30 protein-coding genes are annotated in these 22,886 nt (G+C 36.5%); all 30 read left to right on the top strand.

Features of this window, described 5'->3' with window-relative positions; genetic code table 11:
* Window positions 1-12 precede the first annotated feature (12 nt).
* The 30 genes from ACFVT8_RS23585 (at window position 13) to ACFVT8_RS23730 (ending at window position 22,782) form a co-directional block, all read left to right on the top strand.
* Window positions 13-1,518 carry a phage portal protein gene (locus tag ACFVT8_RS23585; RefSeq protein WP_387080466.1) on the top strand — a complete coding sequence of 502 codons (1,506 nt, stop codon included), beginning with the start codon at window positions 13-15 and terminating at the stop codon, window positions 1,516-1,518.
* Entirely contained in the window at window positions 1,505-3,040 is a 1,536-nt protein-coding gene (locus ACFVT8_RS23590; protein WP_387080468.1) for a minor capsid protein, read from the top strand. The genes ACFVT8_RS23585 and ACFVT8_RS23590 overlap by 14 nt, the downstream gene beginning before the upstream one ends.
* A gap of 2 nt (window positions 3,041-3,042) precedes the next feature.
* Window positions 3,043-3,252, top strand: coding sequence for a hypothetical protein (locus ACFVT8_RS23595; protein WP_387080470.1), 210 nt, complete (start codon window positions 3,043-3,045; stop codon window positions 3,250-3,252).
* A 141-nt stretch (window positions 3,253-3,393) separates the two neighbouring features.
* Window positions 3,394-3,984, top strand: coding sequence for a phage scaffolding protein (locus tag ACFVT8_RS23600; protein ID WP_387080473.1), 591 nt, complete (start codon window positions 3,394-3,396; stop codon window positions 3,982-3,984).
* Between the two features lie 18 nt (window positions 3,985-4,002).
* Complete coding sequence (locus ACFVT8_RS23605; protein WP_349662177.1) at window positions 4,003-4,317, top strand: hypothetical protein; 315 nt, start codon at window positions 4,003-4,005, stop codon at window positions 4,315-4,317.
* A gap of 16 nt (window positions 4,318-4,333) precedes the next feature.
* Window positions 4,334-5,389, top strand: a complete 1,056-nt coding sequence (locus tag ACFVT8_RS23610) for a major capsid protein (protein WP_387080475.1) — start codon at window positions 4,334-4,336, stop codon at window positions 5,387-5,389.
* Between the two features lie 14 nt (window positions 5,390-5,403).
* Complete coding sequence (locus ACFVT8_RS23615) at window positions 5,404-5,583, top strand: hypothetical protein (protein WP_387080477.1); 180 nt, start codon at window positions 5,404-5,406, stop codon at window positions 5,581-5,583.
* Between the two features lie 5 nt (window positions 5,584-5,588).
* The gene (locus ACFVT8_RS23620; protein ID WP_387080478.1) at window positions 5,589-5,984 is read left to right on the top strand and encodes a hypothetical protein; all 396 of its coding nucleotides are present in this window, start codon (window positions 5,589-5,591) and stop codon (window positions 5,982-5,984) included.
* Window positions 5,978-6,340 carry a hypothetical protein gene (locus ACFVT8_RS23625; protein WP_387080480.1) on the top strand — a complete coding sequence of 121 codons (363 nt, stop codon included), beginning with the start codon at window positions 5,978-5,980 and terminating at the stop codon, window positions 6,338-6,340. Before ACFVT8_RS23620 ends, ACFVT8_RS23625 begins: the two co-directional genes overlap by 7 nt.
* On the top strand, window positions 6,340-6,843 hold the full coding sequence (locus ACFVT8_RS23630) for an HK97 gp10 family phage protein (protein WP_387080482.1): 504 nt from the start codon (window positions 6,340-6,342) through the stop codon (window positions 6,841-6,843). The genes ACFVT8_RS23625 and ACFVT8_RS23630 overlap by 1 nt, the downstream gene beginning before the upstream one ends.
* Window positions 6,833-7,255, top strand: coding sequence for a phage tail terminator family protein (locus ACFVT8_RS23635; protein WP_387080486.1), 423 nt, complete (start codon window positions 6,833-6,835; stop codon window positions 7,253-7,255). The genes ACFVT8_RS23630 and ACFVT8_RS23635 overlap by 11 nt, the downstream gene beginning before the upstream one ends.
* A 5-nt stretch (window positions 7,256-7,260) precedes the next feature.
* A complete protein-coding gene (locus ACFVT8_RS23640; protein WP_387080488.1) occupies window positions 7,261-7,452 on the top strand; it encodes a hypothetical protein in 192 nt (63 codons plus the stop codon).
* A gap of 1 nt (window position 7,453) precedes the next feature.
* Window positions 7,454-8,776 carry a phage tail sheath subtilisin-like domain-containing protein gene (locus ACFVT8_RS23645; protein WP_387080490.1) on the top strand — a complete coding sequence of 441 codons (1,323 nt, stop codon included), beginning with the start codon at window positions 7,454-7,456 and terminating at the stop codon, window positions 8,774-8,776.
* A 14-nt stretch (window positions 8,777-8,790) separates the two neighbouring features.
* Window positions 8,791-9,306: a phage tail tube protein gene (locus tag ACFVT8_RS23650; RefSeq protein ID WP_387080493.1), complete on the top strand. Its 516-nt coding sequence runs from the start codon at window positions 8,791-8,793 to the stop codon at window positions 9,304-9,306.
* A 60-nt stretch (window positions 9,307-9,366) separates the two neighbouring features.
* Window positions 9,367-9,792, top strand: a complete 426-nt coding sequence (locus ACFVT8_RS23655; protein WP_387080495.1) for a phage tail assembly chaperone — start codon at window positions 9,367-9,369, stop codon at window positions 9,790-9,792.
* A gap of 279 nt (window positions 9,793-10,071) precedes the next feature.
* On the top strand, window positions 10,072-10,602 hold the full coding sequence (locus ACFVT8_RS23660) for a hypothetical protein (RefSeq protein WP_387080498.1): 531 nt from the start codon (window positions 10,072-10,074) through the stop codon (window positions 10,600-10,602).
* Between the two features lie 14 nt (window positions 10,603-10,616).
* Window positions 10,617-10,961, top strand: a complete 345-nt coding sequence (locus ACFVT8_RS23665) for a hypothetical protein (RefSeq protein WP_387080501.1) — start codon at window positions 10,617-10,619, stop codon at window positions 10,959-10,961.
* Between the two features lie 57 nt (window positions 10,962-11,018).
* On the top strand, window positions 11,019-13,265 hold the full coding sequence (locus tag ACFVT8_RS23670) for a tape measure protein (protein WP_387080503.1): 2,247 nt from the start codon (window positions 11,019-11,021) through the stop codon (window positions 13,263-13,265).
* Complete coding sequence (locus ACFVT8_RS23675; protein WP_387080506.1) at window positions 13,258-13,938, top strand: LysM peptidoglycan-binding domain-containing protein; 681 nt, start codon at window positions 13,258-13,260, stop codon at window positions 13,936-13,938. The genes ACFVT8_RS23670 and ACFVT8_RS23675 overlap by 8 nt, the downstream gene beginning before the upstream one ends.
* On the top strand, window positions 13,931-14,893 hold the full coding sequence (locus tag ACFVT8_RS23680; protein WP_387080508.1) for an XkdQ/YqbQ family protein: 963 nt from the start codon (window positions 13,931-13,933) through the stop codon (window positions 14,891-14,893). The genes ACFVT8_RS23675 and ACFVT8_RS23680 overlap by 8 nt, the downstream gene beginning before the upstream one ends.
* Before the next feature lies 1 nt (window position 14,894).
* Entirely contained in the window at window positions 14,895-15,245 is a 351-nt protein-coding gene (locus tag ACFVT8_RS23685) for a DUF2577 domain-containing protein (protein WP_387081505.1), read from the top strand.
* Complete coding sequence (locus ACFVT8_RS23690) at window positions 15,245-15,649, top strand: DUF2634 domain-containing protein (RefSeq protein WP_387080511.1); 405 nt, start codon at window positions 15,245-15,247, stop codon at window positions 15,647-15,649. Before ACFVT8_RS23685 ends, ACFVT8_RS23690 begins: the two co-directional genes overlap by 1 nt.
* Window positions 15,649-16,704 carry a baseplate J/gp47 family protein gene (locus ACFVT8_RS23695; protein WP_387080513.1) on the top strand — a complete coding sequence of 352 codons (1,056 nt, stop codon included), beginning with the start codon at window positions 15,649-15,651 and terminating at the stop codon, window positions 16,702-16,704. The genes ACFVT8_RS23690 and ACFVT8_RS23695 overlap by 1 nt, the downstream gene beginning before the upstream one ends.
* Window positions 16,697-17,353 carry a putative phage tail protein gene (locus tag ACFVT8_RS23700; protein WP_387080515.1) on the top strand — a complete coding sequence of 219 codons (657 nt, stop codon included), beginning with the start codon at window positions 16,697-16,699 and terminating at the stop codon, window positions 17,351-17,353. The genes ACFVT8_RS23695 and ACFVT8_RS23700 overlap by 8 nt, the downstream gene beginning before the upstream one ends.
* A gap of 13 nt (window positions 17,354-17,366) precedes the next feature.
* Window positions 17,367-17,669 carry a hypothetical protein gene (locus ACFVT8_RS23705; RefSeq protein WP_387080518.1) on the top strand — a complete coding sequence of 101 codons (303 nt, stop codon included), beginning with the start codon at window positions 17,367-17,369 and terminating at the stop codon, window positions 17,667-17,669.
* Window positions 17,669-18,307, top strand: a complete 639-nt coding sequence (locus tag ACFVT8_RS23710) for a hypothetical protein (RefSeq protein WP_387080521.1) — start codon at window positions 17,669-17,671, stop codon at window positions 18,305-18,307. The genes ACFVT8_RS23705 and ACFVT8_RS23710 overlap by 1 nt, the downstream gene beginning before the upstream one ends.
* A gap of 2 nt (window positions 18,308-18,309) precedes the next feature.
* Complete coding sequence (locus ACFVT8_RS23715) at window positions 18,310-20,802, top strand: sialidase family protein (protein WP_387080523.1); 2,493 nt, start codon at window positions 18,310-18,312, stop codon at window positions 20,800-20,802.
* On the top strand, window positions 20,802-21,017 hold the full coding sequence (locus ACFVT8_RS23720) for a hypothetical protein (protein ID WP_387080526.1): 216 nt from the start codon (window positions 20,802-20,804) through the stop codon (window positions 21,015-21,017). Before ACFVT8_RS23715 ends, ACFVT8_RS23720 begins: the two co-directional genes overlap by 1 nt.
* Window positions 21,017-21,172 (top strand): XkdX family protein, encoded by a 156-nt coding sequence (locus ACFVT8_RS23725; protein WP_387080529.1) that lies wholly within the window; start codon window positions 21,017-21,019, stop codon window positions 21,170-21,172. The genes ACFVT8_RS23720 and ACFVT8_RS23725 overlap by 1 nt, the downstream gene beginning before the upstream one ends.
* A 368-nt stretch (window positions 21,173-21,540) precedes the next feature.
* Complete coding sequence (locus tag ACFVT8_RS23730) at window positions 21,541-22,782, top strand: stalk domain-containing protein (protein ID WP_387080530.1); 1,242 nt, start codon at window positions 21,541-21,543, stop codon at window positions 22,780-22,782.
* Window positions 22,783-22,886: the final 104 nt, after the last annotated feature.

Here is a 22,886-nt window from a genome sequence, read left to right on the forward strand (position 1 = left end):
AGAGGTGAGAACATGGGGTTTTTCCCGTTCCAGGGTGTTAGTACAGACACTGATTTTATTAATGAAAACATAACATCTTGTGCAAAAGATTTAATAACCGATATCAAATGGTTAGAAAACGAGATCAATAAGTTCAAAAAGTCAGATAAGCGAAAGTGGATACTTATAGGAGAAGATTATTATAAAGGTGAGCAGGATATCTTAGAGCGTAAACGTTGGATTATTGGTAAAGGTGGAAAATTAGAGGTAAATGATAACCTTCCAAACAATAAAATACTCGATAACCAGTACGCCAAACTTGTTGACCAAAAAGTAAACTATCAACTGGGTAAGCCAATAACAATTGAAACTAAGAATGAAGAGTATTCGAAGAAATTACAAAACATTTTCAATAAAAGATTTCACCGAACAATAAAAAGTGTTGGGCAGGACGCATTAAATGGTGGCATTGGCTGGCTATATCCGTATTATGATGAAAATGGTGAGTTTTCTATCAAACGCTTTCCTCCCTATGAAATCATTCCATTCTGGAAGGATTCAGAGCAAACACTTCTTGACTTCGCAATACGCTTATACGCTGTTAAAGAGTATGAGGGAGATAGAGAGGTTGTAGTGGAAAAAGTAGAGGTTTATAGTGCCAATGGAGTGGAACATTATCAGTGGTTCGCAGGGCATCTTATACAAAATGTTATAAAGGGAACATCAACCTATATCACTATGAATGATGGTGAGAGTGAATTAAATATGAATTGGCGACGGACACCTTTGATACCGTTTAAATTCAACAATAAAGAGATACCACTTATTAAACGTGTGAAGTCGCTACAAGACGGTATAAACATCATGTTAAGTGACTTTGAAAATAACATGCAGGAGGATGCGCGAAATACAATTCTAGTGCTTCACAATTATGATGGACAAGACCTGGGAGAATTTAGACGTAACCTTTCCATATATGGCACTGTTAAAGTACGTTCAGCGGACGGAGCAAAGGGCGGGGTTGAAACATTAACAATTGAAGTTAATGCTGACAACTATAAGTCTATCTTATCGCTGTTTAAAAAGGCGCTAATTGAAAATGGACGAGGCTATGATGCAAAAGATGAGCGCATGGCAAATAATCCAAACCAATTAAACATTAGAGCTATGTACAGCGAAATTGACCTTGACGCAGATGGTATTGAAATAGAGTTCCAAGCATCTTTTGAGGAATTGCTATGGTTTATCAATGTTCATTTAGCTAACACTGGACAAGGTGATTATGACGGTGAACATGTAAATATTATTTTTAATCGTGACATTCTTATCAATGAGATGGAAGTTGTTGAGGTATTAAATAAATCACCTTACTTATCTGAAGAAACAAAGATTGCACAGCATCCTTATGTAAAAGACGTACAAGAAGAGTTAAAACGAAACAAGAAAGAACGTCAGGAACGTATTAATGAGTTCGACGGCTATGATGATCATTTTAAGGCTATAAATTCAAAGTCTGGTGATGACAATGGCCAAGAGTAGAGAATACTGGCGAAAACGTTTTGAAATGTTGGAGCAAGCGCAGTATGAGAAAAGTGAAAGCTACTACAAAGACCTTGAAAAAGCTTATATAAAAACAATGCAAGAAATTGAAAAAGATATCGCTCGATGGTATCAGCGCTTTGCCGAGAACAATGAAATGACTCTTGAAGAAGCAAAACAGCAACTAAAGGGTGAGGAATTAGAAGAGTTCCGATGGACTGTTGAGGAATACATCAAGCGCGGTAAAGAAAATGCTCTTAATCAGAAGTGGATGAAACAACTCGAAAATGCATCTTCTCGTGTCCATATAAGCCGTTTAGAGAGTTTGCAACTACAACTTCAACAACACGTAGAAGAATTGTATGGAGAGCAAATAGAAGGTTTTCAGGATTTAATGAAAGAGGTATATCAAAGCCAGTATTATCATACAGCGTTTGAAGTACAAAAGGCTTTCGAGATAGGCTTTACATTACAAGCGCTGGATGAAACAAAGTTAACCAAAGTAATTAGTAAGCCTTGGACCGCTGATGGTCAAACATTCAGTCAAAAGATATGGCGAGACCGCAATTTGTTGCTTGATACATTGCACACTGAACTTATACAGTCGATAGCCAGAGGTGAAGCTCCAGGCCGTATGATTAGTTCAATAGCTAAAAAAATGAATACCTCACGTTCAAACGCTGCTCGTCTAGTTATGACTGAATCAGCGTTTTTTAGTGCTTCTGCTCAAAAGGATGCATTCGGTGAACTAGACGTTGAAAGGTATGAAATTATAGCTACTTTAGACAGTAGAACGAGTAGTATTTGTCAGTCGATGGACGGTAAGGTTTTTAAACAAGAAGATTTTATGCCAGGAGTAACTGCAAATCCGTTTCACCCTCGATGTAGAACAACTACAGCTCCATGGTTCGAAGATGATTACAGCGAACGTATAGCGCGTGATTTAGATGGTAAAACGTATTATGTACCAAGCAATATGAAGTATGAAGATTGGTATCAAACGCAAGTTGAGGAATATGGCGAAGAGAAGATTGAACGCAATAAGAAGATGCAACGCAATTTGAAAACAGATAAAGATCAGTATAAAAAATACACAAATACACTTGGTCAAATTGCACCTAAATCTTTTGAAGAATTCCAAGATATTAAGTATAGTAATGGTAATGAGTGGAATAAACTGCAAGATAATTTGTATGTTAAAACAAATCTTCAAAACGGAACCTTTGGAACCTTGGTTAATCCAGAGAAACAAGCTCCGCATATGGATTCAACTCAAACAGAAGGCAAAAGTTACTTCTTCGATGATGTGGATGTTCAAAAAATATTTAATGACTATGCTGGAACAGGTGTTGTTGAAATTGACCATAATGAAAGAAGAAAAAATACAGAAATAGTCATTGTTGAGAATATAGTTGGTATAGCCGTTTCGGAAAATGGTACTTATAAAACAAACAAAATAAAAATACACCATTCGAAAAAACGAACGCATTTAGTACCAATTAAACCAAACAAGGAGGGATAAGAGTGGGCATTTTTTATGATTCAGGGGAGAAAATTAAAGTAACTTTTACCGATAACCAAACTCTAATAGGAATTGTTGATCATTGGACTTCTCCTGCAGATAGTGAAGAAGGTGTCCAAGAATTAACTATCAAACCTATAGAAGGTAAGCTTAAAGGACGACTAGTGAATTTTAACGAAAACGAAGTAAATAAGATTGAAATTATCGAGTAGAAGCACTTAACCACTGAAAAAAGGTTGAGTGCTTTTATTATGCTTTCTTTCGTCTTTTTAGCGCTTGTAGACGTTAAAGAACAAGTGTTTAATACCCTAACAGGTCGTTACCTGTAAAAAACGAATTAGGAGGAAAAATAAGTGAAAAAAGAAGATTTAATTGCACTGGGATTAAGTGAGGAACAAGCAGACGCTCTTATAAGTAAATATGGAACAATGATTCCAAAAGAGCGTTTTGATGAGGTAAATAAAGCTAAGAAAACACTTGAAGATCAAGTGAAAAATCATGAAACTCAGTTGAAGGATTTGCAAGACAAAGCTAAAGGTAATGAGGAACTTCAAATAACAATCACTGAGTTGCAGCAGGCTAATGAAATAGCTAAAACGGAATACGAACAGCAATTGAAAAACGAGCGCATGAGTGCAGCACTAAAACTGTCTTTACACAATAAAGTACATGATGTTGATTTAGTAGCAGGTCTCATTGATAAAACAACAATTGAATTAAGCGAAGATGGAAAAGTTACAAAAGGACTTGATGAGCAACTTAAAACGTTGCAAGAATCAAAGTCCTTTTTATTTGTACCAGAAAAGCAACAACCGACATTTAAAGGTTGGAATCCTGCCGGTGGTGCTGACAATGGTGCTGGCGCAAGTGAGGTGGGGTCTAACTTCGCAAAAATGGCGAATGAAAAAAGTTCAAGTGATACAAATAACACCCCTTGGGACTAATTAGAAGGAGGGCTATATATGCCATATGTAAAACCAATTGAAAAATTTCAACGTGTAAATTTCTTAGCATCATCAAAGGTACAAGCATTTACGTATTTAGTGAGTGATGTAGGTGTAACAGCTGATGCGAATGGAAAGAAAATCGTAAAGGCAGGTACCATCTTACCGGCGAATGACGCTACTGCAGAGGGCATCTTGTACACCGATGTTGACGTAACAAATGGACCACAACCAGGTTCATTAATTGTAGAAGCCTATATTTTAGAAGATCGTCTACCTACGGTCCCAGATGCTGCAGCTAAAACAACGTTAAAAGAAATTAAATTCCGATAATTGGAGGGAAACTAATATGCCAGACATTTTAGAATTATTTGGTCAAAAAACAGTTTTAGATTACATGAAAGAACGAAAGTATCAAACTTATGGTGTGGGCGAAACACTGTTTCCAGAAGTTAAACACGATACGCTTGAATTTGAGTATCTTGTAGGAGCAAATGAACTGCCTGTTATTGCAAAAGTGCATTCTTTTGATACGGAGGCAGAAATTGGCTCATTAGATGCAGCTAAACAAGTGTTAGAGGCTGCTTACATCAAGAAAAAGTATCAGATTACCGAAAAGGATTTAATTGCATTACAATTCCCACGAACTGCACAGGAGCAACAATACTTGATGCAACGAGTATTTAATTTAATCGACAAAGCTGCAAATGATGTTCGTGCTAGTGTTGAATTAATGCGTATGCAAGCATTGAGCACCGGTGAATTAAAATTAGCATTGAATACAGCAGATGGTACACCAAAGACCCTTACAGTTGGATATGGAGTACCAGTGGACCATAAAGAAGCACTTGCTGGAGCTGACCAATGGGGAACAGGTACGGAGGATATTTTAGGAGATTTAGAACGTTGGTCTGACGCGCTAGATATTACACCAACTCGTGCGCTAACATCCAAGAAGATTGCAGCTCTTATTTTACGTAATCCTAAGATTATTGGTTACCTATACGGTACTGGTTCTGCACGTGTAGCAAATTTAACAGATTTAAATGCTTTCTTTGCTCAACAGGGTTTACCTACTATTGCTGTATATGAATCGAATTCAAATACGAAATACCGTGAGCAAAACGCTGATGGCACATACACGACAAAAAGTTACTTCCCAGACAATAAATTTGTAATGTTTGGCGATGGACCTCTTGGTGAGTCGTTATATGGTCCAACACCAGAAGAATCACGTCTTATCCGAAGTGGCTCTGATGTTGAAATGACTACCATCGGCAAGGTAATCGGAATGGTATATGAAGAAGGAAAAGATCCTGTTTCAACATGGGCAAAAGCAGCAGCTACAGCAATCCCATCATTCCCAGAAGCACAAAATGTATTTCAAGCGCAACCAATTGCATAAGGAGGTAATTTTATATGGCAAACATTAAAGTAAAAGTTAAGAATGGCGCTTTCCCTATACGGTATAAGGGAGAGCGTTATTTAGTTGGCGAAGAATTGACAATTGATGAAAAACATTTAAACGAATCAATGATGGAACGATTAGAAGAACCGAAGAAGGCTGCACAATCAAGTAAATCGTCTGAAAGCGAGTGATTCGCATGTATCTAGATGTAGTAATGCGATTATCTGCACTTGGAGTGACTTTATCTAGTGCTCCAAGTAGTTCGGATGATATGTTGTTGAAGCATGCTATTGATAAAGTAACTAACCATATCAATAACCAAACCAATTTAACAGCGATTCCAGTAGGATTAAATAAAGTAGCTATTGATATGGTGGTAGGGGAATTCTTGCTTACAAAAAAAGCAATGGGCTTACTGGATATCGAAAAACTTAACTTTGAAGCTGTTGCAAAGCAAGTGCAGGATGGTGACACAAATGTAGTGTTTGCTATTGAAGCAAATAGAACTCCAGAAGCTCAATTTAATGCCTTTATCGCGTATCTACAGCACAACGAAGTGGATTTTGTTCGTTATAGGGTGTTGACGTGGTAAGTGCAAGACGTAAGGCATTAGAAAGGCTTTGGAGAGGGAATTGCACGGTGAAGTCGTGGCTAGAAGTAGAAGATCCAGTTACTCATGTTACGCAATCTAAAGAAGTAACGCTTTACAAGGACCTTAAATGTAAATTATCTCACGAAAAACTAACTAGCTCTTCATCAACTGGTGGACCAGCTATAATCACAGAACAAATCAAACTTTCATTAGGTAATGAATACAAAATACCTGCTGGATGTAAAATCATCGTTACTCAGGATAATGTAACTGAAGCATATACACGTTCGGGTAAACCAGGTATCTTTATGGACCATCAAGAAATTGTCCTAGAGTTATTTAAGGAATATGCATAATGGGCAGAGGTGGACGTGTTGATTATCGACAACTAAAAGCATTTGAACGAAAGTTAGCAAAGTTGGCTGAATCAGATTATGCAATGTTTTGTGAGGCTGCCGCTAAAGAGTTGGCTGCTAGGTTACTTGCTAAAGTTATTAAACGTACTCCTGTTGGTATCTACGAAGACGGCACTACTGGCGGAACTTTAAGACGTGGTTGGACTGCAAAAAGTCACCGCGAAGCTGAATTAAGTGCAACATTTGGTGGTACAAATGGAGTAAAGAAATTTGCTGATTCGTTAAAAGCTAAAAAGGTTGGTAGTGTTTATGAGATAGAAATCATTAATCCTGTAGAATACGCTTCGTATGTTGAGTTCGGCCACAGAACGAGAAATCACGAAGGTTGGGTTAACGGGCGATTTATGATGACTATTTCAGCAGACGAAGTAGAACGTCAAGCGCCTGCTATTCTTGAGCGAAAACTGTTTAACATGCTAAAGGAGGCTTTTGATGGAGATTAATGATATTCAAAATGCTATATCTGTTAAGCTTCACGAAGCTTTCGGGGTAGATTACAAAAAATATATTGATGAAGTACCGCAGGGGTTTAAGACTCCTGCTTTTTTAATTCAATTTTTATCGTTGGAGCATAAAAGACAAATCGGCAATCGATGGAAAGCCACGACACTATTTGATGTACAGTATTTTCCTAAAAACGGCTTGTCTGAGGCATCTAATATGACATTGAAGGTACAACAAGCATTAAAAGAAATAACACTGTTAAATGGCTCGCTAATGCTTGGTACAGGAGCAAACAGTGAGGTAGTAGACGGCATAGGTCATAATTTTATTCATTTTAATTTCTTCTTACAAGAAATCGAAGAAAAGATTTTCATGGGCTCACTAGAACAACACATAAAAACGAAAGGGTGAATGTGGTGGCAACAAAGAATGAGTCAAATACAGAGGAAGCAAAAAAGGCACCTGAATTTACAAAAGCACAAATAATAAAAAGTAATAAATACATTGCTCGTCGTGATGCACTAAACGCATTACTAGCAGATGATAAAACATACTCATTTACCGAAGTGGATGGGATTCTAAAGAAATTTGATAAGGGAGGTAAATAACGTGGCATTAGGTGGAGGACCATTTTTAACACAAAACAAAGTACTACCAGGTACGTATCACAACTTTATTAGTAAAGCTCGTGCATTTGTAAATCTAAGCGATCGTGGTTATGTAGGTCTGCCAATACCTCTAGATTGGGGCGTGGACGGCGATGTATTCGCAGTAACGCAAGAGGATTTACAAAAAGATTCTCGCAAAATCTTTGGCTATGATTACACTGATCCGAAACTAAAAGGTATTCGTGATGTATTCAAAAATGCTATCACAGTATTTTTCTACAAGCTTGCTGTAGGTGCGGTAGCTGCTAAAAATGACTACGCAACAGCGAAATACAAAGGTGTTCGAGGAAATGACATTACGATTGTTATTCAAGCAAATGTTGATGAACCAACGAAATTTGATGTTCAAACTCTATTAGCTAACGTATTAGTAGACGAACAAATCGCTGTTGCTACTGCTACTGATTTAAAAGCAAATGATTTCGTTACATTTAAGCCAGATGCAACACTTACATTAACAGCTGGCACACCATTAGCTGGAGGTTCAAACGGTTCTGCTATTACAGGCGGAGCACACCAAGAGGCGTTAGACGCTTTAGAAGCATTCGGCTTCAATACGTTAGGTTGTTTATCTTCGGATAACCTAATTAAATCTTTATATATCGAATACACAAAACGTATTCGCGACCAAGTAGGTGGCAAGTTCCAACTCGTTGGGCATAAATTAGGAGCTGCCAATCATGAAGGGGTTATCGATGTTCCTAACAATGCTATCGGTGATAACGAAGAAGTGTTTGGTGGGGTTTACTGGACAACTGGGGCACAAGCTGGTGTGGCAGTTAATAAGTCTAATACAAACAAGAAATATGATGGAGAACATTCTCTTGATATGTCTGAAACAAAGACACAGGCTCAACTTACAGAGCTTTTAAAAGGTGGTAAATACGTATTTCATCGCGTCGGCGATGACATTCGAGTATTAGAAGATATCAATACTTTCACAACGTTCACAGTGGATAAAAATGAAGATATCAGCATGAACCAAGTTATTCGTGTTCTGGATCAAATTGCAATAGATACAGCGCATCTATTCAATACCCGTTATCTAGGTCAGGTACCAAATGACCAAGACGGTCGTATTTCTTTATGGAATGATATCGGCGCACATCGAATGGAAATGCAACGTATTCGTGCGATTCAAAATTATAACAAAGACGAACTTACTGTAGAACAAGGAGAATCTAAGAAAGCTGTCGTGGTAAATGAAGTAGTGGACCCAACAGTAGCGATGTCACAACTTTATATCACAACGATGGTGGCCTAAGGGAGGTAATCATAATGAAATCAAACAAAATGCTAATTCCACTGGATCTTCAGTATTTCGCTAATACAACCATGCATGCTCGTGATGCCATTCATGGTGCACAAGGCCGAGCGTATGTAACGATTAAAAATAACCGTTATCTATTCGCTCAGTTAATCAATTTAGAAGCTAACATGGAAAAAACTAAGACACAGGTGCCAATCATGGGACGCATTAGTAAAGGTAACAAAGCAACAGGCGCTGAGTATTCAGGTAGTGCAACATTCTACTTTAATACATCGATATTCCGTGAATTATTAAAACAGTACAAAGATACTGGTGAGGATGTTTACTTTGATATTCAAGTAACTAATGAGGATGGTTCATCAACAGTTGGTCGCCAAACAACTATCTTAAAAGATTGTAATATGGATGGTGGCATCATCGCTGCATTAGATGCTGATGCAGATTACTTAGAAGATTCCATTGACTTTACATTTGAGGATTGGGATATGCCTGAAACCTTCTCGATGTTAAAAGAAATGTTATAAGACTAGAGCTCACAAAGTGTGCTCTTTTTAAATTAAAAGAAAAGGATAAGGTGATTATATATGACAAATTTAACTGCATTTTTAGCACAAAACGCATTGAAACCAGAAAACGAGAAGGTTATTGTATCAAAACGGTTTGTCGAAGACGGTAAGCCTATTAAGTGGGAAGTCCAAGCAATCACTTCAGATGAAGATGATCAATTGCGTAAAGATAATACAAAACGAATGCCGGTACCGGGCAAAAAAAATGTCATGATACCTGAAACCAACTACACGGCATACTTAACTGATCTAGCTGTTAAATGTACTGTATTCCCTAATCTTCATGATAAAGATCTACAGAACTCATATGGGGTAATGGGCGCTAAGGAATTATTAAAAAAGATGTTGTTACCAGGTGAGTATGATGAGTACTTAGCTACAGTTCAAAAAATCAACGGTTTCGACACAGGTATGGATGATCTTGTAGAAGAAGCAAAAAACTAATTGAAGACGGCGACTATGATGCAAATATTGCTTACTATTGTTTGCATAAATTGCACAAGTGGCCGTCTGAATATGACGCTCTCCCGAGACATGAAAAAGCGTTTGTTATAGCTGCTGTTCAACTTAAGAAAGATGCTGATGAACAACAGGAAAAAGAAGCTAAAAAAGGCGGAAAAGGCAAAGGTAGAAGACGGAGAAAGCGATAAATATCCAATTATGCCATTTTGATATAGTGAAATCCCTCCATATTAGGTATATTTGTTTATGAGGAGGGATTTTATGAGAAAGTTGAAAGTAATATTGACACTATTTTTCTTGGTTATACTAAGCGCATGTTCTTCAGAAAATTCAAGTGAAAGTTCAGATAAGTCAATTGAACCCATTATTAATGCTACACAATTTAGTAAAATTAATAGTGCTCAATTAGTTGAGATTATGGGGAAGCCTGAAAAAGTCGAGAATTATGAGTGGTTAGTACCAAAAACTAAACAAAGTATTGTAGGTAAATTGTATATTTACGAAAAAAATAAGTTTGAATTTCTATTATTTGATGACGTTGTTACAAGACTTAACGTTTATTCAGGTCAATATTGGGGATATGACGATTCTACAATGAATTTTGAGAAGAAAGATGATATTTTTCCTTTATTCGGAATTGAGCCTAATAAACAATTAAAGAAAGTAGCAGATACAAATTATGCTTTAAGATATAGTCCTGTTTCCGATAAGATTGATGATGTGTGGATTCAAGAGATAGAAGACAAGAATTTTGGAATTGCTAAATTCACATATGACTCTAATTATTTTTAAAAGGAGGGATTATAGTGGCTCAGAATAAGGTTATTGCTGGTGAATATGAAGGAAGTTTAGTGATGGGGTTTGTAACGCCCGGTGTTTATACAAATCCTAAACAACCTCCAATTGAACTCACAAAAGAAAATGTATCAAATTATGAAGTAATAACAGAAGAACATCGCAAAAGTGCAGCTTCTGGTATTACAAGGGGGTTAGTTGGCGGTGCATTGTTAGGACCTGTAGGCTTATTAGCAGGACTTACTGCCAAAAGTAAAGGAACGCATGTGATAGCAGTGGAATTTAAAGACGGAAAGAAAAGCCTTATTGAAATTGATGAAAAAATCTATAAATCATTCATTCAAAAAATGTTCTGAAAATACCAAAGCACTCATTTTGAGTGCTTTTTATTATGCCATAAAGGATGTGATTTCTTGGCAACAATACGCACAGCAATTCAAATCCAAGATCATTTAAGCCAACCAATGAGAGCAATGCACAACGCTGTTTCGATGATGGTAAATCAAATGGAAGCGATGCATGCAGCTTCTGGGCGAATGATGGATACATCTAGTGTGCAGTTAGCCCAAAGGGAGTTAGCGAAGGCTGCTGAACATTTTAACCGAATAGAAAATGAAGTTAATAACGCTAGTAATGCTCAACAAAGATTTACGAATAACATTAGAGATGGCACTAGTGCAGCCGATGGATTATTAAACAAAATTATGGGTATTGCAGCAGCATATTTAAGTTTTCAAACAGTTGGTAATATTTTTAAATTGTCAGATGAAATGACCAGTACCACTGCACGATTAAATTTAATTAATGATGGGTTACAGACAACTGCTGATTTACAACAAATGATTTTTAACAGTGCACAACGTTCACGTGGTGCATATGCCGATACCGCTGACATGGTTGCTAAATTAGCAATGAATGCAGGGGATGCATTTAAAACTAATGCCGAAACAGTTGCTTTTGCTGAATTGATAAATAAGCAGTTTGTAATAGCTGGTACAAATACAGAAAGTATAGCTTCGGCGACCCTGCAACTAACCCAAGCGATGGGTAGTGGTGTACTACGTGGTGAAGAATTAAATGCTGTTTTTGAAGCTACTCCAGTAATAATTCAAAACATTGCAAAATATCTTGGTGTTTCAATTGGAAAAATTCGAGAAATGGCAAGTGATGGTCAAATAACAGCCCAAGTAGTCAAAGCTGCTATGTTTGCAGCTGCTAATGATATTAATAATAAGTTTGATAGTATGCCATATACTTGGGCTCAATTATGGACAGATTTTAAGAATGAAGCAATGTGGGCTTTTAGAGGTGTATTAGACAAAATAAACGAAATTGCAAATAGTGATAAATTAAGGAATATGATGCAAAATGCAATTGGAGCAATGGAAAATCTAGCGGTAGTGGCAACATTTGCTATGGATATTTTGACTGCAGGAGGAAGTTTTGTTTATGATCATTGGTCAATCATAGGGCCAGTAATTGGTACAGTAACTGCAGCGATTATGGCATACGTGGCTGTTCTAACAATTGCTAAGGTAATAACTATGGCTGTCGCATTTTGGGAAGGTATTTTAGCAATTCGAAAAGCAGGACAGGCAGCAGCTACAATGATGGCTACGGGTGCAACTTTTGCTCAAACAGCTGCTCAATACGGGTTAAATGCAGCGCTATACGCATGTCCTTTAACATGGATAATACTTTTAATAATTGCTTTAATCGGGGTTTTCTATTTAGCAATAGCTGTAATAAACCATTTCGCAGGTACATCTTATAGTGCTACAGGTGCAATAGCAGGTTTCTTCATGATGCTCGGTGCTCATATCTATAATGTTATATCCTATATTTGGAATATATGGGCTTCGTTTATTGAGTTTTTTGCAAATGTTTCAAAAAATAAAACATACGCTGTTAAACGATTGTTTTACAATTTAGCCTCAAATGTTTTAGATGTAATAATTTCGATGACCTCAGGATGGGATGGTTTCGCTACTAGTTTCGTGAATGCCATTATCGATGCAGTAAATTTAGCTATACAGGCATGGAATTGGTTTATTAATTTGTTGCCAGATGGAATAGCTACCCAAATTGGTTTAAAAGCAGGAACTGAGTTTTCACACCGTAAATCTATCACAAGTGATTTAAATAATATGAAAGGTGCGTTGAAAGATTGGGTTGGCGAAGCTCCTGCGGATTACTGGGAAGCACCTAAAATGGAAATGAAGTCTTTAGGTGCTGCTTATGATACAGGTTACAATTGGGGAAAAAATTTATTTAGTAACGACAAAAGTGTCGACAAGAGTAATACTGACAAAGCAATAGAAAACGCAATGAAAAACGCCATGAAGGATGCTGCAGGTCCTAGTAAAGGTCTTGGAGACAAGTTAGACAAAGGAAACCGCAACGGTGCTAAAACAGCTGGCAATACAGCGGAAATGGCTAAATCGATGGAGGGCTCAGGAGAAGATTTGAAATATCTTCGTGACATCGCTGAACGAGAAGCAATCAATCGATATACTACCGCTGAGATTAAAATAGATGCTCGAAGTGAAAATCATATCAATAATGAAATGGACATTGATGGCATTGTTGATCGTTTCACTGAAAAAGCTGAAGAGGCAGCACAAATGTTAGCAGAAGGAGGTCCAGCGGAAGATGTATAACTTTTTTGTAGACGGTGTACAGTTTCCTGTTGCACCTCCTGAGCTAAGTACAAAAATCAATGGACGTAACGAAACAATCGTATTAATGAATGATGGCGAAGTAAACGTAATCAAGAAAACAGGCTTAACGGATATTGAGTTTGAGGTATTACTCCCAAACGTCAAATATCCGTTTTCTATTTATCCAAATGGCTTTCAACCAGCTACGTTTTACCTTGATAAACTCGAAAAATTAAAAATTTCAGATAAGCCATTTCAGTTTATTGTTAATCGCATGATGCCGAACGGCAGTCTGCTATTTGACACCAATATGACAGTTACAATTGAAGATTACGAGATTAAAGAATCCGCTGATTATGGCTTTGATGTGATGGTAAATATTCAGTTAAAACAATATCGATCATACGGCAATAAACGAATTGTTGTACAACCTGCTACACAATCAACTAGTGCCTCTAGTTCTACGACAACTCAAAATGCTGTCGTTGAAGAAAAACGTCCTACAACAGGCAAAGAGACGCCTAAAACGTATACTGTAAAAAAAGGTGACACATTGTGGGCGATCGCTAAAAAGTATTTAGGTGATGGCTCTAAATATCCAGAATTAGCAAAGCTCAATAACATCAACAATCCTAACGTTATTAAAGAAGGTCAGGTGATTAAACTTGGCTAAATCACAATTATTCATCATGAGTAGAGGTCGTATATTTGAGTGTGCTGTAGAGGAAGGTATTGAGTGGGAAACACATCGTAAAGGCACACCAGGTAAGTTGACATTTAACATTGTTAAAGATGAATCACTTGGATTTTACGAGGGTGATGCTGTTCGCTTTGATTACGATGGCCATAAGATATTCTTTGGTTTTGTGTTTATTAAAAAACGTAACAACAACCGTATTATCAGTGTTACTTGCTACGATCAATTACGCTACTTTAAGAATAAAGACACTTATGTCTACGCCAATAAAACGGCTGCTCAAGTACTTCAAATGATTGCTGAAGACTTTAGATTAAAAACAGGTATTGTTGCAAATACAAAGCATGTAATTGCTTCTAGAGTTGAGGATAATCAAGAGCTTTTTACGATTATGGATAATGCTTTATCAGATACAACTTTAAATACAGGTGATTTATATGTACTGTATGACGACTACGGCTCACTAAATCTACGGAATATCAAGATGCTAAAATCGGATTTACTCATAGATGAAGATTCAGGAGAAACATTCGAGTATACGACATCCATCGATGAGAACACGTATAACAAGATCAAATTAATTCGCGAAAATAAGGAGACTGGAAAACGCGAAATCTATATAGCTCAAGACAGCTCAAATATCAACGAATGGGGTGTCTTGCAAATGACTGAAAAGCTTGACGAAAACGCAAATGGTAAGGCTAAAGCTGATGGTATGTTGAAGCTTTATAACCGTAAATCAAGAAAATTACACATTGATAAAGTATTTGGTGATCCAACAATACGAGGTGGTAGCCAAGTTGCCGTTAAGATGTATCTTGGTGACATAACTGTAGCTCATTTTATGATGGTTGAAACCTGTAAGCATATTTTTAAAGAGTCAGACCATCGTATGGATTTAAAGCTAATTGGTGGTGATTTTATTGCGTAATATGAATGACTTTTTATCAAATATCCAAAGTCTTGTATTAGGAGTAATTAATGCTCAACAGCTATGCACTATTGTTTATGGCATTGTTACTAGTGTGGAACCTTTAGAGGTCCTAGTGGATCAAAAACTACCTTTAAAGAAAGAACAGTTGAAGCTTACTCGCGCGGTCATGGATTATGAAGTAGAAATGACAGTCGAACACGAAACTGAAATCGAGGAACTTCATACACATGAATACAAAGGGCGAAAGAAGTTCTTAATCCATAACGGTCTTGTTAAAGGTGATAAAGTTACGATGATCCGGGCTCATGGAGGACAGCAATATTTAATAATTGATAAAGAGGTGGTTTGATGATTCCACGAAATGATTACGATGATTTAGCTGTTGATTTCGAGGAAGAAATACAACCAACTCGAACTTATCGTATGGATCATACTAGAAAAAGAATTGTTGGTTATACAGATGGTAAAGAAGCTATGGAACAAGCCATTTACAAAGCTATGGGTACTGAGCGTTATGAAAATATTATCTATACTTGGAATTTTGGAGCCGAAATAGCGAAATTATTTGGTAAACCAATTCCTTATGTATACAGTGAATTACAACGCATTACTAAAGAATGTCTACTTCATGATAAGCGTATAAACGAGCTAACAGATTTTAACTTCAGCCATAAAAAAAATAAAGTTTTTATGACCTTTACTGCACATACAATATTCGGTGAAATCCCAATAGAAAGAGAGGTGGATATTTGATGTTCGAGCATATTACTCACGAAAATATATTGAATGACGCTTTGAATGAAGTTGATAATAACGTAGATAAACGAGAAGGTGCGATTATCTTTGATGCCATATCACCACATGCAAAACAATTGTATGAGCTATATTTTACAATGGACGGCATGATTAAAGAAATGTTCGGTGATACTGCCTCTCGTGAATTTTTAATTAAATTAAGCAAAGATAGAGGTATAACTCCAAATTCTGCAACACAAGCAATACGAAAAGGTGAATTTAATATAAATGTTCCTATAGGCTCTCGTTTCAGTTTAGATACTTTAAATTTTGTAGTTACAGAAAAAATAAGTGAAGGTATCTTTAAATTAAAGTGTGAAACTTCAGGGGCTTTAGGAAATTATGATTTCGGGAACATAATACCTATCAATTACATTGATGGTTTACAGACAGCAATTCTCTCGGATGTTTTAATTCCTGGTGAAGATGAAGAACCTACAGAACATTTAAGAAAACGCTATTTAGAAAGCTTTGATGCACTGGCATACGGAGGTAATCGGAAAGATTATAAGGATAAGGTGCACAGTCTACAAGGTGTAGGTGGCGTTAAAATGTATAGGGTACGAGAAGGAATTTATAACGTTAAAGTTGTTGTAATGGATGCTCAATTTCAAAAACCATCTTCTGTTATGTTAGAAAATCTTCAAACGGCCATTGATCCGGAGATAAATCAAGGTGAAGGTTTAGGTATAGCACCAATTGGGCACATCGTTAAAGTTGATGGAGTTACCGAAACAACAGTAGACTTTACCTTCAATATTACTTTTGATATTGGTTATGATTGGGCACTACTTGAATTGGATATTCAGAATATGGTTGATGATTATTTCTTAGAATTGAAAAAGAAATGGGAAGATAATACGCAAATAATAATAAGGATTGCACAAATAGAGTCTCGCGCACTTGCAATCAATGGTGTTTTGGATATTCAGGACACCTTAATTAACGGTAAAGACGAGAACCTTGCAATTGATGAAAACTCAATTCCAGTTAGGGGTGTAATCAGTGAATGATTATTTAGCTAATGAGATTGACTTATATCCTTTACTACCACCAACGGTTAATGATTTTAAAGAGTTTCAGGAAATTGCTCGTGTTGAAAGTGATAATTTTAACAAAGCTCGTTTGCGATTGATCAATATTTTCAAGTTCCGTTTTGTTCATGAAACTGACGAAAAAGGTGTGCTTTTGTGGGAAAAGATGCTGAAAATAAAGCGACGAACAACAGATACGTTAGAAGAACGGAAAACTCGTATCTTAACAAAAATTAATAATAAATTGCCTTATACAATGCGAACGTTGAAGCAATTATTAAATTCATTATGCGGAGAAGAAAACTATAATGTTCTTCTCGATCCACATACTTATGATCTACATTTTGAGTTTTATAGCAAAATAACTGATGTCCATCATTTGAAGAGAACCTTAGAAGATATGATTCCTTTAAATTTATGGTTGCATTTTCTTTATGTAATGAACGTGCCAGCAATTAAAGTAAGTGCACGTGAGCATGTTTATCCAGTTATTTATCCTAACACAAATCAGGCAATTACAACTGACAATGGTATTGGTGTAACTAGTGAGTCTAAAATTGACATTCCTTCAAGGTCACACGGTTATAAAGTCATTTATCCGGTTACAGGTATGGCATTTTCTTATTAAATGAGGTGATTATATGCAAGTACATGAAAGGTTAATAAAATTATTGTTTCAAACGCTACTTTCGAATGTACGAAAGGGGCGTTTTTTAATTGATGGCGTTCAACGTGATGTTGATATTTATAGAACTGAACAGCTTGGGAATATCATACGGGTTATGTTTTATTTAGATGACTATAGTGGAGCAGTAACACATGCAGCATTACTTGATAAAGATAATGCGATTATGGTGAGTGGTCCAACGAATTTTTACAAAGAAAATGAAGGCTTTATGTATGTCTTTGATATTCCTATCATTGCAGAGGGGATTGTTGCATAGTGGCTATTGAAAAATATGAACGAATTAATTTTTTGGATCATATCCTACGAATTGATGAAAAAGGCGATTTTATCCCTGTGATAGACCCAAAAACAGGAACACAAAAAATTGAGCGTGCTACTGGATTGCCTGTTTGGGAAGCATTACAAGAAGGTACTCGACACAATCAGAAGGTTATGAATCATCTTGATAAAAACATTGAAATTAACAGGAAAAATTTAATTTCTTTGGAAGCCACTATACGTCGTATGCAAATACAAATGGAATTGGACGGTCGCGTTCCAGGAAACTCAGGAACATTTGCTGATCCTTTGGATGGTAGCACAAACAAAATCAAGTTAGATAAAGCTATTACCTATATTCCTCTGGCCATTGCAATCGGTACTACGGAATTTAAGGTTGCTAGTGTCGAAGGTTTTAAACCATTTACGCAAGTTACGATTTACGACGATACGCGCAGCGAGGACGTTTTGATTACTGAGGTAGGCGCAGACACTATTAAAGTACAAGCTCTTAAAAATGCGTATAAAAAAGGCGCTAGAGTGGCTCGTAGTAATGTGATGATTGATACGGTCAATGCCGAAATGGGCATCGGTGATTGGCAGACTTACAACGTTGAATTAGTGGAGGTGGTTTAAGAATGGCTTTATATTATTATGACAAGTTTACAGCTATCCCAAATACCGTACCTAATTACGTCTACCAGGTTGAATGGAGTCCAGATTCTGAAATACGCAATGATTCGGCATATGGGTACATGTCATACAACCTAGACCAAAATACCGGGAAATTTTCGGGCGCTGGTGGTCAAAACATAGCGATGTCATCTGGTAATGAAACTGTATATGTTATAGACGGTGACGGGTCTCGCATTGGAAGGTATACGGGTCTAGGTAGCTATACAGGATGGATGCGATACAATTCAGGTACTTCTAAATTCGTACAAACAGGCTCAAGTACGACGTACTCAAAAGGTTCACTAGTGCAAAGTGATATCGTAGCAGAGGACGGCACATATCCGGCAAATGGACGTCATAGTGATGGCAGTTGGTACGTGAAGAAAACGGCGGTTGGAGCAATTCCAAAAGGCACAATAACTCTTGAAACAGGTACTAAAATAAGACCAAACAATGGCCGTAAACTAATTATCCTGGATAACGGTTGGTGGGTTTCAGTAACTTATATAACTGATAGCAAAACTAATGTTCGTGTATCTAAAGATGAAGGTGAAAACTGGGAATCACATGTAGCTCTTTCAGCAGCAGTAAAAAATGTCACAATAGCAGCTGTAGGAAACGAGATAGCTATCCTATATACAACAGCATCGACAGCGATGTATAGTTTATGGAATCCAGTTACTAAGACATGGACATTTCAGAACAAACAAATCAACGGTAACGCAATGCAAGTAGACGCAGCGCCGTCTATGTCATATGACAAAGTTAACAATAAATTGCATATAGCAATGTCTGTTAAATATCCAGGTGCTTCATACAACATAGCGCATGTTTACTCGTCTGATAAAGGGAACTCATTCTCAGCGACTAAGATGCTCACAAGCTATAACGCAACAACTAGTAACGCTTATTATCCAGATATATTGGCGTTAAACAATAAAGTGTATCTAACATACCGAACTAACTCTTCTGGAATAATGAGCATATTGTTCATGTACAGTCCGACAAGCGACCAAAATTTCGGTAACGGATTAACAGCGTTCAACAATAGCGATAAACCAGTCGATAATCCAGTTATTATGGTAGATGGTACAGGGCGTGTAACTATTGCTTTCCATTGTCAAACTAGCTCAAATGCGGCTACGCATATAAAAACTCGTTATTCTGACGATTTAGGAGTCACGTGGAAAGCGCCTAGTACGCCTATCAATCCAAATACAGAAACCGCAAACGCTAGCATAACAATAGATAAAGAAGGTACGTTATTTGTGCTAGGAGCAAACACAATAGTACCGTTGTTTTTCTCAAGAGACAGAGGTAATAACTGGGAAGGTAGCGCTATTTTACCTGTAGGTACAGCTTATTCAGTACACACTTTATATGATCCGGAACGACGTTTTAAATTCGGCACTACAGCAGATACGCCACCTCCTTTCATCATGGAAACGGTATCTAGTGGTATACAATTCAAAGGCAAAATAAGTACAAACAGTCCGCCTACAATCGCAATTGCATCGCCAACAGATAATCTTACTCTATACGAAAATGATGTAATGAATATCTCAGGTGACACATATGATCCTGACAAAGATCAGTCAGTAACAGCGTATTACCAAATCAACAGTGAACCGCGAAAGGTTTTAGCGACAAACGTCAGTCAAACGCAAATATCGTTAACAAAACAGCTCAAATTTAAAGCAGGCAAACTTTATGATGGTGATACAGCTATAACAAGTAGCCTTGCTGACGGAGTAGCGCACAAAATAAAAGTATGGGCAGTCGATAGTGAGAACGCATCATCTACAAATGTAGAGAGAACATTCTATGTTGTTCCTAACCGAGCACCACTTTTATCTGTAGATGCTGTAGTGCCGTCAGGTATCGTTGATGCCGATTCATTTAAGATCAGTGGTAAAGCATGGGATGAAGATGCTAATTCAAGCTTAAAAGTGACGAGACGCATTAACGATGGAAATGCAGTTGAAATTTACAATGGTCCTGGTGGAGATTGGGCATTTGAAGTGTCACTTGCACAACTAATAGTCGGTGAAAATACTATTGTGGTCGAAGTAATCGACAACTATGGTGCTAAGACAAGCAAAACGATAAAACTTAATAAAAATGAAGTGAAAACACCTATTTTGCAATCTGTAGCCCGTTACAAAATCGAGCCGCCGAAGGGAACTGCAAAGGGTGTTTTATTATTTATCGAACGTGATAAAGAATTGGACTTAAAGGTTGAGTTGTCCATGACTTTAAATGGTGAGCAAGAGCAGTATGAAACTCTAACACCAGAAGATACAGCACAAATGCCATACGACGATAGCATAGTTGAAGATACATTCTATTATGAAACCACAGAAGCAAAAGATAATATCATTTTAAAACTTACTTCTGCACGACCAGATGCTACGGTTAATCACAAAATCCACTTAATATCGGGGGCTGTAGAGTAATGGAATATAAACAACGTAATAAAGATGGCTCAATTGGTGAGCCTATTAAAATTGGAACAGGGTTGAGCATTGATGAACAAGTTGCTTCACTGGGAGAGCAATTAGCGCAGGAAAAAATCAAGGGTATTCAAAAGGATTTACTTATTAATAGTCTTGGTGAAACAGTTACACAATTGAAGTTAGAAATGATGGTCTTGAAAGGTGGTGAGGCATAATGCAATTCTGGCAAATCGCTTTTATGTATAAATGGGTGACAGCAGCTCAGTTACGTTTAGCTGTAAAGACTGAAGCTAATCCGTTTGGAGAAATCACTGCTGAACAGTACAAAGAAATAACAAAGCAAGATTTTGAAACGCAAGCTAAGGCTTAGCGTTATTTTTATTGTCTAAATTAGAAATGGGATGTGAATTTACGATGGATACTCGCTATGGAGATTAAAGAAAATCATGAAAAAGTGGTTTTAGTATGAAAGATACATGTGGAAATAATCGTCCTATGATAATACAGAAAATTAAACTGAAGCTGAATCAGTGGTGAGGTTAGAATATAAACTAAGTATTAGTTCTCACATATTAAGTTATTAAAAGATGTTGCATATATCATAAAAATACAATGTGGATAATATTAACTCTTTCAATATCCCTACGTTTTTACTATTATGATAATATATCAACTGTATTACAAAAATTTGGTTTGAAAAAGGTTGGTAAAAATTTTAGGTAAGAGAGGAAAGGATTTATGAAAAAAAGTGTAATTTTGTTATTTTCACTTTGCTTAGCGTTTTTATTTCTAGGTGAACGCGCAGAGGCTGCTACTCCTTCAGTTTATATTGATGGAAGGAATATACCTGTTTCAACAGCTACTAGAGATAATAGTACATTAGTACCTTTGAGAATAATTTCGGAAAAGTTAGGTTTAACTGTAAAATTTGATGAAAACAGTAAAACTATAATTGTATCACATCCATTTCAAAAGTGGGAATTGCACCATACTGTTGGGACTAAAACTACCACTCGATATGAAAACGGATATCAAAGTGGGACTAATCAAATGAATACTGTTTCCCTTGTTGAAAACGGTGTTACTTATGTCCCTATTAGATTTTTCGAAGGTTTGGATGCGCAAGTAAATTGGGATAGCGCTAAGAATCGTATCGATGTATATTCATATGAATTAAAAATGAACCAATACTTAATTTTAACGTCATTAGCGTATAATAAACTCGAAAATTATGCGGATAACCAAACAACTCTAGATAAGATTTTCCCACAATTAAGTGTGGGGTATGATAGAATCTTTAATGATGTGAAAAATAGACTATGGATATACACAGATTATACACCTGAAGAATTTGCTAGCGAAATGTTGATGGGAGATTGGGTAGTTAAGACAGTACTTACGAAGAGTGATTTCTCAACAGATTCTGAATATACAAAATACAAAAATTCAGGTTTTACAGGTTATACTTTCAGAAATATACGAACTAAGGAAGTTGTAATCTCCTATCGTGGTACTGATGGTTTTACGAGTTTAGATGATTGGTATGCTAATAAGGAAAGTTTTATAAACAAGAGTAATACTCAGAAACCATATGCACTTCAGCTATTCTTAAAGTCTATTAGTAATGGTGGATATATAACGATTGTTGGGCACTCTTTAGGTGGAAATCTAGCACAAGGAGTAGCATCGTATTATCCTAACAATTACAATAAAATGGTTACTTTCAATGCGTTGGGGTCAGGTCTATCCGCAAACAGTACCGAATTCAAAAAGGCTACTAATCATGTAATTAATGTAGACCCTGTGAAAGCACTACGAAGTCATTATGGTAAAGTTATTAGTTATCAAATTAGAAAGTCTAATAATAATATAGTAGGAATAGATGCACACGAATTGTTCAATTTCTATAGCTATTTTTTCAAATCCAATTCTAAATATTGGACTAATGGTTACGGTGTTCCTTTAGCTCCTATTAATTAGTTAAACAACTATATAATTTTTTTGTATGTAAAATATGTAAATGATATATATCGCATAAAAAAAACATAAGTTTTTAGGCCTTCCACAAATCTGTGGAGGGCTTT

It is taken from the genome of Lysinibacillus sp. NPDC058147, from assembly GCF_042884205.1.
Taxonomy (GTDB): domain Bacteria; phylum Bacillota; class Bacilli; order Bacillales_A; family Planococcaceae; genus Lysinibacillus.